The 12,180-nt window shown below is 70.1% G+C and carries 9 protein-coding genes; 6 read left to right on the forward strand and 3 right to left on the reverse strand.

The window, feature by feature from the left end:
* The first annotated feature begins 1 nt into the window (after nt 1).
* The 4 genes from ACFWMR_RS29955 to ACFWMR_RS29970 all read left to right on the forward strand — a co-directional run bounded on the left by ACFWMR_RS29955 (nt 2) and on the right by ACFWMR_RS29970 (nt 4,893).
* The gene (locus tag ACFWMR_RS29955) at nt 2-1,627 is read left to right on the forward strand and encodes a DUF7850 domain-containing protein (RefSeq protein ID WP_449224339.1); all 1,626 of its coding nucleotides are present in this window, start codon (nt 2-4) and stop codon (nt 1,625-1,627) included.
* A 34-nt stretch (nt 1,628-1,661) separates the two neighbouring features.
* Nucleotides 1,662-2,282 (forward strand): class I SAM-dependent methyltransferase, encoded by a 621-nt coding sequence (locus ACFWMR_RS29960; RefSeq protein WP_378380798.1) that lies wholly within the window; start codon nt 1,662-1,664, stop codon nt 2,280-2,282.
* Between the two features lie 53 nt (nt 2,283-2,335).
* Nucleotides 2,336-4,063: a hypothetical protein gene (locus tag ACFWMR_RS29965; protein WP_378380799.1), complete on the forward strand. Its 1,728-nt coding sequence runs from the start codon at nt 2,336-2,338 to the stop codon at nt 4,061-4,063.
* Between the two features lie 143 nt (nt 4,064-4,206).
* Nucleotides 4,207-4,893, forward strand: coding sequence for an SDR family oxidoreductase (locus ACFWMR_RS29970; protein WP_378380800.1), 687 nt, complete (start codon nt 4,207-4,209; stop codon nt 4,891-4,893).
* 228 nt (nt 4,894-5,121) lie between these two features.
* Here the strand turns inward: ACFWMR_RS29970 and ACFWMR_RS29975 are convergent, their stop codons facing one another.
* Genes ACFWMR_RS29975 through ACFWMR_RS29985 form a run of 3 tightly spaced genes read right to left on the reverse strand, consistent with a single transcriptional unit; the run spans nt 5,122 to nt 8,864 of the window.
* Nucleotides 5,122-6,429 (reverse strand): amidohydrolase family protein, encoded by a 1,308-nt coding sequence (locus ACFWMR_RS29975; RefSeq protein WP_378380801.1) that lies wholly within the window; start codon nt 6,427-6,429, stop codon nt 5,122-5,124.
* Between the two features lie 15 nt (nt 6,430-6,444).
* Complete coding sequence (locus ACFWMR_RS29980) at nt 6,445-7,095, reverse strand: response regulator (RefSeq protein WP_093934982.1); 651 nt, start codon at nt 7,093-7,095, stop codon at nt 6,445-6,447.
* Complete coding sequence (locus ACFWMR_RS29985) at nt 7,092-8,864, reverse strand: sensor histidine kinase (protein WP_093934983.1); 1,773 nt, start codon at nt 8,862-8,864, stop codon at nt 7,092-7,094. The genes ACFWMR_RS29980 and ACFWMR_RS29985 overlap by 4 nt, the downstream gene beginning before the upstream one ends.
* A gap of 180 nt (nt 8,865-9,044) precedes the next feature.
* Between ACFWMR_RS29985 and ACFWMR_RS29990 the strand changes: the two genes are divergently transcribed.
* Both ACFWMR_RS29990 and ACFWMR_RS29995 read left to right on the forward strand, forming a co-directional pair.
* Nucleotides 9,045-9,740: an ABC transporter ATP-binding protein gene (locus tag ACFWMR_RS29990; protein ID WP_016338261.1), complete on the forward strand. Its 696-nt coding sequence runs from the start codon at nt 9,045-9,047 to the stop codon at nt 9,738-9,740.
* Entirely contained in the window at nt 9,740-11,989 is a 2,250-nt protein-coding gene (locus tag ACFWMR_RS29995; RefSeq protein ID WP_378380802.1) for an FtsX-like permease family protein, read from the forward strand. The genes ACFWMR_RS29990 and ACFWMR_RS29995 overlap by 1 nt, the downstream gene beginning before the upstream one ends.
* The last annotated feature ends 191 nt before the right edge of the window (nt 11,990-12,180 follow it).

The following is a 12,180-nucleotide window of genomic DNA, read 5'->3' on the forward strand; positions in this document are numbered from 1 at the left end:
TGTGAAAAGGGCACTGGTGTTGATGACGGCCGGAACGCTCCTGCTGGCCGGGGGCGCTTTTCCCGCGCACGCGCAGGCCGTGGACATCCCGTCGGGCTGCACCGGCGGGGCCGCGCCGAACCCGAGCGTGGAGCAGGGCAGCCCGCCCACCGGGTACAAGTTCAACCCGGCCGCCCCGGTGCCCGCCGGCACGCCGAAGAGTAAGCACCCCCGGCTGTCGACGGCGGGCGGCTATCAGCAGGACGGCGGGAAGTACGCCCTGATCTCGACGCCGGACAAGATGGTCAGCACCGCCTACGCGGCGATGAAGTTCGTGCCCGGCGCCGTCTACACGCTGACCGACTGGACAGGCACGAACGACGTCAACCTCCGGCGCGCGGACGCCGTCGGAGAGACGGGACTGCGGTTCTACAACGCGTCGGACAAGGTCGTCCTGGAGAACAAGCTCAAGGTCGCGCACGCCGTCGAGACCGACGGCAAGCTGGCCCGGCAGGACTTCGAGCCGTCGATCGCCCCGGCGTCGGCGAACTCGGTGAAGTTCTTCGCCGCCACCGACCACAACTGGGTCATGTGGGACTGCGTCCACCTGCGGATCGACTCGTTTTCGGTGAAGGCCGAGGTGCGGGATCCAGCGAGCGGTGCCTGGGGCGCCACGGCCACCCTCGAGGCGGGCACCACCGCGAACTACCGCTTCACGGTGACCAACGACGGCACCACGACGCTGACCGCGATCAAGGTCGACGACCCGTACTGCGACGTCCAGCCCACACCGATCGCGGCGCTCGACGCCGGCAAGTCCGCGACCGTCACCTGCGACCACAAGAACGTCACCGAAGCCGACAACGGCCACGTCAGCACCGTGATCGTCTCCAGCGGCAAGCTGCCGAAGAAGACCTCCACCACCACGATCAAGGTCACCCCGCCGCCCGCGATCGACGAGATCGGGGAATTCGTCTGGAACGACCTCGACCGCAACGGGCTGCAGGACTCCGCGGAGCCGGGTGTCCCGGGCGTGAAGGTGACGTTGAAGGACGCGTCGGGCACGGCGCTCGGCACGCTCACCACGGACGCCGACGGCAAGTACCGCTTCACCAAGCTGAAGGACGGCATCTACCAGGTCTGTTTCGACATCGGCGCGCTTCCGTATACGTACACGGCCAAGGACGCGGGTGACGACGCGAAGGACTCCGATGCCGATCCGGCGACAGGCTGCACGGCGACCACCACGGTCGGCCCTCGCAAGCGAACGGACCTGACGCTCGCCGCCGGCCTCAACGCGCCGACGAGCAAACTGGGCGACTTCGTCTGGCTGGACAAGGACAAGGACGGCCTGCAAGGCCGCGACGAGCTCGGCGTCCAGGACGTGAAGGTGACACTGAAGGACGCTTCCGCGAAGGAGATCGGTTCGACCGTGACCGGGCCGGACGGGCGGTACTCGTTCGGAAGCCTGCTTCCGGGCTCGTACCAGGTGTGTTTCGACGTCGGTTCCCGGCAGCTGACCAAGTCCGGCGTCGCGAAGTTCGACGGCACCGACTCGGCGGCGGATCCCGCGACCGGGTGCACGCCGCTGGCCGAGCCGGCGGTGCCGGAGGACCTGACCAGGGACGCCGGGCTGATCGAGCCGTGAGAATTGTCGGTGGGTGGCGCTAGCGTCGCCCACCGTGACCACCTCACATCTCGATGCCACCCGCGAGTCCTACGACACCGTCGCCGAGGACTACGCGGTAAGGGTCAGATCGCTCTTCGACCAGGAGCCGATCGGCCGCGCGATGCTGGCCGCGTTCGCCGAGCAGGTGCGCGGCCCGGTCGTCGACGTCGGCTGCGGGCCGGGTCATGTCACCGCTCACCTGGCGTCGCTCGGTCTCGACGTCGCCGGTGTCGACTTGTCGCCGAAAATGATCGAGGTCGCCCGCCGTCAGTACCCTGACCTGCGGTTCTCTGTCGGCTCGATGACCGCCCTCGACCTCCCGGACGGCGAGCTGGGCGGGCTGGTCGCCTGGTGGTCGATCTTCCATCTCCCACCCGAGGAGCTCCCGGCGGTGTTCGCGGAGTTCCGCCGCACGCTCGCGCACGGTGGTCGTCTGCTGGTCGGATTCCACGTCGGCGAAGAACGTCTGAGCCCGGAGACGGCGTACGGCCACCCGGTCACCTATGACGCGTACCTGCTGGAACCCGGCAAGGTCGCCGAGCTGATGGAGAAGGCCGGGTTCGAGGTCACCGCCCGGCTGACCATGGAAGGGAGGAAGCGGCCCCAGTCCTGCCTGTCCGCCCGCGCGGTTTGACTCGCGGGCCGCGCGCCTGATCTCCTGCGCACGCAACCGAGCCGGGCGGAGTCATGACGCAGACGAACACGACCACGGGCGAAAACGCGCCTGACTGGCCTTCGCGCGCTTGGTTCCGGCGTCCGTCGACTTGGACGTGGTTCGGGTTCGGCCTGGTGCTGATGGTTTACGCCGACCTCGCCTGGCGTCGCCGCTGGATGAGCGACGACGGGCTGATCGTGCTGCGGACGGTCCGGCAGATCATCGCGGGCAACGGGCCGGTGTTCAACATCGGTGAGCGGGTCGAGACCAACACCAGTCCTTTGTGGACGGCGGTGCTGAGTGTCCTCGGGCTGATCCCGGGGGTGCCGCTGGAGTGGATCTCCGTGGTCACCGGGTTGGTCTTCTCGGTCGCCGGACTGTTCTTCGGCTTGGACGGCGCCCGGCGGCTCTATCAGCCGCTGGCGTTCCACGGGCTCGCGCCCGCCGGGGCGCTGGTGGTCTGCGCGCTGCCGCCGTTCCGCGACTTCGCGACGTCCGGGCTGGAGACCGGTCTGATCACGTTGTGGCTGGGCGGCACCTGGTGGCTGCTCGTGCGCCGTATGTCCACAATGGACGATCTGCGCACCTGGCCGGTCGCCCTGGTCGCCGGGCTGGGACCGTTGGTGCGGCCGGATCTCGCGCTCTTCAGCGCCGTCGCTCTGGTGGCGCTGCTCGTGCTTGCGTGGCCGGGACGTCGTCGCGTGGTGGGCTTGCTGGCCGTGGCGGCCGCGCTCCCGTTGGCGTATCAGGTGTTCCGGATGGGCTACTACGGTCTGCTGACGCCGAACACCGCCCTGGTCAAGGAGGCTTCGGAGGCGAACTGGGCTCGTGGATGGGCGTACTTCGTCGACCTCGTCCAGCCGTACTGGCTCTGGCTGCCGCTCCTGTTGCTCGCGGCCGCCGTCGTCACCGTATCGTCCACTGTGGACAAAACCTTCGCGGTGCTCACCGCGGTCCCGGTCGTCGGCGCGGTGCTGCTCTCGCTGTACGTGATCAGGGTCGGTGGGGACTTCATGCACGGGCGCATGCTGCTGCCGGCGCTGTTCTGCCTGCTGCTTCCGGTGCTGGCCCTGCCGGTGACGAGGCTGACCACGGTGTTCCTGGTGGGTGCCGGGATCTGGGCGTTCGTGGCCGTCGGGTCGCTCCGCCCGCCGTACTCCGCCGAGCCGCGTGCCGTCGGCATCACCGACGAACGGTCGTACTGGTCGCGCGCGACGGGGCACGAGTACCCGATCCTGGCCGAGGACTACGCCGACCACCCGCTGATGCCGCCGGCGCTGGACGCCGTCCACGGTGTGGACGGCCCGGCGGTGCTGGTCCAGGACTACGCGACCAGGCGCTGGTACGCGTACCCGACGGACCGGCCGTACGTGACCGTCGCCGCGGACAGCATGGGCGCGCTCGGCCTGCTGATCCCGCTCGACATGCGGCTGCGCGACGGCTACGGCCTCGCCAATCCGTTCGCCGCGCATTCGACGCCGCTCCCCAACGGCCGTCCCGGCCACCAGAAGTGGCTGCCTCCGGTGTGGGAGCTGGCGAATTCGGCGCGGCTCCCGATCGCCGAAGGCGGCCCGGCCCGCGCCGTCGACGTCGCGGCCGCGCGGGTGGCGCTCAGCTGCCCGGAGATCGCGGCGATCGACGCGTCCGTGCGGGATCCGCTGACGGCCGGACGGTTCGCGGACAACCTCATCGGGTCGTTCACGCGCGGTTCCGTGCGGTTCTCGCGGGTGGCGACGCCACCGGTCACCTGCGCCCCCTGACCGCCCCGCGATGTGTCGTCCGCCCAATCACACGAGATCGCCTTCCAATCACGCGAGATCGCTCTTCAATCACGCGAGTTCCGTCTCTGATCACGCGAGATACGCTTTCGAGCACGCGAGACCGCCGTACTAGCGTGGCGGCCATGGCTGATCTTCCCCTCGCTCTCGTCACCGGCGCCACCCGCGGTATCGGTGCCGCGGTCGCCCACGCGCTCGCCCCCACGCACCGGCTGCTGCTCGGCGGCCGCGACGCCGACGCGCTCGGCGAACTGGCGGGCACGCTGCCCGGCGCCCGGGCGTGGCCGGTCGACCTGACCGATGCCGAGGCACTGGAAGCGGCGACAGCCGAGTTCGGCGAACTGGACGTCCTGGTGCACTCGGCGGGTGTCGCGCGACTCGGCACTGTCGAAGCCACGACCGACGCCGACTGGCGGGCGAACTTCGAGGTCAACGTGCTCGCCGTCGTCACGCTGACCAGGCAGCTGCTGCCCGCGCTTCGTGCCGCGAAGGGGCACGTCGTGGTGATCAACTCGGGCGCCGGGCAGAACGCGCGACCGGGCTGGGGACCGTACGCGGCGAGCAAGTTCGCCGTCCGCGCCTTCGCCGACGCGCTGCGAGAGGAGGAGTCCACGCTGCGGGTGACGTCGATCTACCCCGGCCGCACGGACACCGAAATGCAGCAGGCGATCATCGCCGACGAGGGCCGCGCCTACGAGCCGGAACGATTCCTGCGCCCCGACTCCGTCGCGGCCGCCGTGCTCTCCGCCGTCAGCGCGACCGGTGACGCGCACCCGACCGAAGTGACCCTGCGCCCTCGCGGCCTGGTCTAACCCACGCTGTCTTGATCAGCAGTGCCCCCAATGTGGCATTGGGGACACTCAACGTCCCCAATGCCACATTGGGGACACTGGCACCTGCCTGGCCAGGTTGTCCACAGCCTCGCACGGTTGTGGACAACCTCGCCCCCACCAGCACTTTCCCCCGGGTCCCGCCCCCAACTCCCGATAGACTGGCCTCGGGGCCGCCCCCTGGGACGGGTGGGGGGCTGGGTAGGTGAGTCAAGAGCGTAGGCGTGCGGAGGTTTCGGCGACTTCGGCCTGGACTTTCGCGCGGTCCACCCGCAGGGATTCGCCGTCGCCCACGACCTGCTCGCCCGCCACCCACACGTCGCGCACCCGGCGCGAGCCGGCGGCCCACACCAGGTTCGAGAGCAGTTGCTCGTCCGGGACGTCGAGGCCCGCCGCGAAGGCCGGGTCGTCGAGGTCGACGTGCACCATGTCCGCCCAGCGGCCGGGTTCCAGCGCGCCGATGTCGGTCCGGCCCAGCGCGTCGGCGCCGCCGCGGGTGCCGAGCAGGAAGGCGTCGGCCGCGGTCAGCACGGTCGAGTCGCCGGTCGCGAGCCGCGCGAACATCGCCGAGAGCTGGAGTTCCTCCCACAGGTCGATGTCGTCGTTCGACGCCGGGCCGTCGGTGCCGAGCCCGATGGCGACGCCCGCCTTCCGCAGCTCCGTGACCCGCGCGATGCCCGAAGCGAGCTTCGCGTTCGAGCCGGGGCAGTGCGCCATCCCGACCCCGCGCGCCGCGAACAGCGCGATGTCCTCGTCGGACAGGTGGATGGCGTGCGCGGCCAGCGTCCGGCCCCGCAGCATCCCGACCTTCTCCAGCAGCGCGGGCACCGAACCATGCGCTTCGCGCTGCTTGACGTCTTCGAGTGCCGCCTCGGCCACGTGGATCTGCACCAGGGCGCCGCGTTCGGCCGCCGATTCCGCGGTCGCGCGCAGCGCTTCTTCGTTCAGCATGTACGCCGAGTGCGGCCCGTAGCCGACCTCGATCCGCTCACCGGGGCCGAACCGGAGACCGTCGGTGTCGATCCAGCGTTCGATGCCCTTCAGCATCGCGCGCCAGTCCATCCCCGGCAGTTCCATGATCGGCGGACCCAGGATCACGCGGCCACCGGTGGTGAGCACCGCGTCGGCGAGCTGCTCGCCTTCGAAGTACATCTCCGCGCTGGTCGTGACACCGTGCCGCAGCATTTCGACCGAGCCCAGCACCATGCCGGTGCGGATGTCGGCGGGCTTCAGCTTCGCTTCGGCGGGCCAGATGATCTCGGTCAGCCACCGCAGCAGCGGCAGGTCGCCGCCCATCCCGCGCAACAGCGTCATCGGGCTGTGCGCGTGCGCGTTGACCAGACCGGGCAGGAGAAGACCGCTCAACCGGGTCACGGGAGCGGACGTTTCGGGAGCCTCGGACACGGGACCGACATGGGTGACACGCCCCGCCTCGTCCACGTCGACCACGGCGTCACGCAGCAACGAGCAAGCGGGGTCGGCGGGGAGAACGACAGGAGCGTGGAAACGGCGATGCATGAACCGAGCTTACGGTCAGTCCACGACTCCGCTGCGCCACGCCCACGCCGCGATCTCCACCCGGTTCCGCGCACCCACCTTGCCCTGCACCGACGCCAGATGCGTCTTCACCGTCGACAGCGACAGGAACAGCTCCGCCCCGATCTCGGTGTTCGTCAGCCCCTTCGCGGCCGCCTTGACGACGTCCAGTTCCCGCGCGGTCAGCGGCTCCGAAGGCGGGACGACCTCGCGTTTCACCGCGCCGCCGTCGAAATGCTTCAGCAGCCGGACGGTGATCTGCGGCGACACCAGCGCGTCCCCGCGCGCGGCCGCGCGCACCGCCTCGATCAGCAAAGCCGGGCCCGCGTCCTTCAGCAGGAACCCGCTCGCGCCGTTCCGCAGCGCGGTGTGCACGTACTCGTCCAGGTCGAACGTCGTGACCACCACCACCTTCAGCGGATCGGCGACGTCCGGGCCCGCCAGCTGCTTGGTGACCTCGAGCCCGTCGATCCCCGGCATGCGGATGTCCAACAGGCAGACGTCCGGCCGCAGTTCGCGCGCCTTCGCGACCGCCGAGACACCGTCCGGGACGTCGGCGACCACCTCGATGTCGTCCTGCGCGTCCAGGATCATCCGGAAGCCGATCCGCACCATGTCCTGGTCGTCGGCGATCAGTACCCGGATCACTCTTCTCCTTCAAGTGGTAGCCACGCTTCGACGCGCCATCCGCCGCCCGGCGCCCGCCCGGCGGAAAGCCGGCCGTGCAGCAGGGCGACCCGTTCGCGCATGCCGATCAGACCGTAGCCGCCCGACCCGCCGGCCGGACGGCGATCCGGCTCGCGTCCGTCATCGGTCACCTGGAGGTGCAGTTCGCTCCCGGCCACCTCGGCGATGACCAGCGCCTCCTTCGCGCCCGACGCGTGCTTGCCGATGTTCGTCAGCGACTCCTGCACCAGCCGCAACGCCGACCGCCCGACCTCGTGCGGCACGTCCGACGGCAGTTCCAGCTTCATCGACGTCTTCACGCCGTGGTTCGACCGTTCGATCAGCGACCGCAGATCGGCGGCGAGATCGGTGGTGGCCTGCTCGCTGAACTCGCTGCTCCCGGCGGGCGCGTCACCGCGCATGCTCCGCACGAGCCGCCGCATCGCCGCGAGCGCCTCCACCCCGGCGTCCTCGATCCGGCCCATCGCCTCGACCGCGACCTGCGGGTTCTTCTCGCCCATCATCTTCGCCGCCTGCGCCTGCACCACGATCCCGGTGACGTGGTGGGCGACGACGTCGTGCAGTTCACGCGCCAAAGCCATCCGTTCCGACGTCTGCGCGTCGCTGATCGCCGACTGGATGACCTGCGTCCGCTCCGAATCCCGCGAACGCAGCGCCAGGCCGACCGCCACCGAGATACCGAGCAGCAGCAGACCCGCGATCGCGAACCCCGCGATGTCGTCCGGGTTGGTCATCAGCCGCGGATTCGGCCGCTGCGTGTTGAGCACGCAGGCGCCCATCACCACCCCGGTCAGCGCCGCGAGCCGTGACGTGGCCTTGCCCAGTCCGACCGCGCGGACCAGGGTGACGATCGCGCCCATCCCCGCGACGACCTGCGTCCCCGGCACACCGCCTGGCGTCGGGTAGTCGTAGCGGAGCCGGAGGAACGGGGTCACCAGCGCCGAAAGCAGCATGACCGCGGTGAGCGCGATCATCGCGTCGGCCGGTCGCCGCGGCGCCGCGATCGCGATGATCGCGGCGACGATCGAGCAGACCAGGATGGGCAGACCGTGCGCCCCGCTGGCGTAGGTGAAGGTGAATTCCAGGATCAGCGCGACGCTCAGCATGCCGATGAGCGGCCACTGGCCCAGCACCAGCTTGTTGAGCTTCTGCAGCTTCTCGTAGCTTCTCGGATTCGTCATGCGGTCGCGCCCGGGAATCGCGAAGACCAGCGTGCCGCCCAGAAGGATGCCCCCGAACAGCATCGCCTGCGCCATGGTGCCGCCCGACATTCCGTCCATGTACCGGCCGGACACCGCCGTCAGCGTCGCCAGCACCAGACCGGAGATCACGGCGAACGCGACACCCGGCCGCGTCCGGCGCGCGGCGTAGAACAGGATCTCGACCCCGGCCACCACCTCGGTGATGGACAGGTTCGCGAGCACGCTGGAGTAGGTCGGGATGTTGAAGTACCGGACGACCAGCGTGTAGGCCACCAGCACGACCGAAGCCGCGACGGCGGCGACGGCGGCGCGTTTCTGCGCCCAGAGCGCGCAGAACACCATCCCGAAGATGCCGGGGAACAGCAGCAGGTCGATGACCTTGGGGCCGGCGTCGTCGAAGGCGGCGTCGGTGATGAACGCCAGGTCGAACGCGAACGCGGCCAGCAGGACGACCACGGGCATGCCGATACGGCGCGTGAGCGCGCTCGCCCGTGCGTAGAGCTTGTTCTGGGATGGACCTGCTGTCACACCGTGACGGTAGAGGATCCGCCACCGTCCGCACCTTGGCCGACCGGTCCGAGCCGCCTCGGCCGATCGGCCGATGCGGGCGTGATCAGCACTGGCCGTCTGCCCGAAGTGGACACAGGCGGTTCACCGCGAAGCTCTTCCCCGAAGCGGAACACAAGTGACTGACTAGGGAGAATCACGGTGGTAGATCCACAGTGGACAGGGCAGCCGGTGCTTTCGGGCCGGGGGCTGGTGAAGCGGTACGGCACACAGCACGCGCTGGCCGGGATCGACATCGACATCCAGGCGGGTGACGCGGTCGCCATCGTCGGGCCCTCCGGCTCGGGCAAGACCTCCCTGCTGCACGTGCTCGCCGGGATCCTCCGCGCCGATTCCGGGCAGATCTTCCTCGCCGGGCAGCGCGTCGATCAGCTCAACGAGCGCAAGCGCAGCGAACTGCGGCGCACCGAGTTCGGTTTCGTGTTCCAATCCGGGATGCTCGTCGCCGAACTGAGCGCCGAGGAGAACGTCGCGCTGCCGTCGCTGCTGGGTGGCAAGGGGCGCAAGGAATCCATCGAGGCCGGCCGCGAATGGCTCGCGAAGCTCGGCTTGGCGGGCAAAGAAAAGCGCCGCCCCGGTGAGCTTTCCGGCGGTGAGGCCCAGCGCGTCGCGATCGCCCGTGCCCTGACCCACCGGCCGAAGGTGATCTTCGCCGACGAGCCGACCGGCGCGCTCGACACCCGCACCGGCCGCGCCACCATGGACGCGCTGCTCGCGGCGGCCGCCGACAGCGGCGCCGCGGTGATCGTGGTGACGCACGACCGCGAACTCGCCGAGGCCATGCCGCGCACGGTCTCCATCCGCGACGGCCTGATCGCGACGAGGCTGGCTGCCTGATGAACAGCTTCCAGCTGGCCATGCGGGTGCTCCGGGTCGACCGCCGGACCCGCACGTCGGCCATCCTCACCGCGGTCGGGGTCGCCGTCGCGACCAGTCTGGTGCTCCTGCTGGCCTCCCTCCCGGGTGCCACGCAGGCCCGCTCGCAGCGGGCGATCTGGCAGGACATCGGCAGTTACTACTCCCAGTCCGGGGAGAGCCAGCGTCCGGCGCCGCTGCTGATGGCGGCCAACAAGGACTACTCGGGCGACCGCGAGATCATCCGCGTCGACATCGCCCAGACCGGCACTTCGCCGATCCTCAGCCTGCCGCCGGGCATCCCGAAGCTGCCCGGCCCCGGCGAGGCGATCGTTTCGCCCGAACTCGGGAAACTGATCCAGTCGGCGCCGCAGGCCCAGCTCGGAGACCGGTTCGGCAAACTCGTCGACGCGCTCGGACCCGACTCCCTGATGTATCCGGAACAGCTGGTCGCCGTGGTCGGCCACACCCCGGAGACGATGCCGAAGACGGCGCTCGCCGCGGACGGCTTCCCCGACAAGCAGGCGAAGCCCGACCCGATGCTCGAACTGCTCGCCTGGGTCGGCGTGATCGTCCTGCTCGTGCCGAGCCTGGTGCTCGTCGCGTCCTCGGCCCGGCTCACCGCCGCCCGGCGTGAGGTGCGGATGGCCGCGCTCCGGCTGGCCGGGGCGACCCCGGGGCAGGTGATGAAGATCGTCGCCGCCGAGACGGCGTTGTCCGCGGTGATCGGCGCCCTGTTGGGCATCCTGGTGGCACCGGCGCTCCAAGGCCTCTCGACGTTCGTTCCGTGGGCAGGCGGGACCTGGCTCGCGTCGGACTTCAGCCTCCCGGTCGGTTCGACCGTCGCGGTCGCCGTCGTGATCCCGCTGCTGGTCGTCTTCGCGGGTGTCCTCGGCATCCGCCGCGTCCTGAAGACGCCGCTGTTCGCGGCCTCGGCGCACGCCCGCAAACCACTGCACTGGTGGCGGCTGCTCGCGGTCCCCGTGGCCGGTGCCTTCTTCCTGTTCGCGGTCACCCAGGACAACGGCAGCCTGGGGATGGTGATGCTCGGGCTGTTCCTGCTGGTCGCGTCGGCCGCGATCGTCGGGCCGTGGGTCACCTCGGCGGTGGGCGGCACGTTCGTCCGGATCTGGCGCAAACCGGCGTCGCTGCTGGCCGGACGCAGGCTCCGCGACGACCCGAAGAGCGCGTACCGGGCCACGGCGGGTGTCGTGCTCGCGGTGTTCACCGGCTCGATGGCGCTCACGTTGCTGCCGACGTTCGAGTCGATGGCCGGCGGTGGCCGGACCTTCAAGGACAACGTCCTCTACGCCGAATCCGACGCGACCCAGGCCCAGCGGATCGCCGACCAGACCAACGCGTCGCTGGCCCGCAACGGGGTCACCGAAAAGGCCATCCCGGTGGGCCAGGTCTACCTGTCCACCGGCGCGCCAGGGACTCGTGACCAGACGCTGAGCAGGGCTTTCGTGATGACCTGCGAGGACGCCACGAAACTGCTTCGAGTGAACATCGGCGGCTCCTGCCAGCCCGGTCCCGCGATCTACAGCCGGACCAGCCTCGACCCGGCGGTCTACAGCGTGACGAACGACTACGACAAGGCCGGCACGCCGCTCGACGCGAAGGCCCCGGTGCACCTCTTCCCGTCCAGTGACGAGGACACCTACGGCACGATCGTCATCGACCCGGCCCTGGTCCCCGCGGGGGTCACGCCGGAAAGGTTCGACGTGATCGTGCCGACGACACCCCAGAACGGCGAGGTCGTGCGAACCGCGCTGGTCGGGGCGGCCCCCGGACAGGAGGTCGGCAGCCGCGGCCTGCACCTGATCGGCCAGCAGCAGGAACTCGGCGACCTGCGCCGGGTCACCGTGATCGGCCTGATCGCCGCCGGCGTGCTCGCCGGGTGCAGCGCCGCCGTGGCGACCGCCGGTTCGGTGATGGACCGCCGCCGCACCTTCGGGGCGCTCATCGCGGCCGGGACACCGGTCCGGGTGCTGGCGAGGGCGCTGCGGATGGAAGCGGCCCTGCCCGCGATGGTGGCCACCATCGGCGCGGGTGCGGTCGGGGTCGGAGTCGGCATCGGGCTCTACAGCCTGGTCGAGAAGGACGGGATCGTGCTGAGCCCGTGGCTGCTGGCGCCCGTGGTGCTGGGAATCGGGGTGGCGTTGCTCGGGGCATCCGTCTCGACCCCGGCGCTCAAGCGGGTGCAGTCGGAGCCGTTGGCCGACGAGTAAAAGGTTCGCCCGAATGGCGTCATGACGCCGGGGCGGGCAGGTCTCGTGGATGGAGTCGGAGGTAACCATCCACGAGCCGGGTGCCCGGTCATCCCTCTGTCGGGGGATGGATGAACGGGCACCGGGGATGCGCAGGGGGCATCCCAAGGCACGGGGGTGTGAAGAAAGGGCCGGTCAGCGACGTGGGGACG

Origin of the sequence: Amycolatopsis thailandensis, assembly GCF_042723255.1 — a bacterium.
GTDB lineage: Bacteria > Actinomycetota > Actinomycetes > Mycobacteriales > Pseudonocardiaceae > Amycolatopsis > Amycolatopsis thailandensis.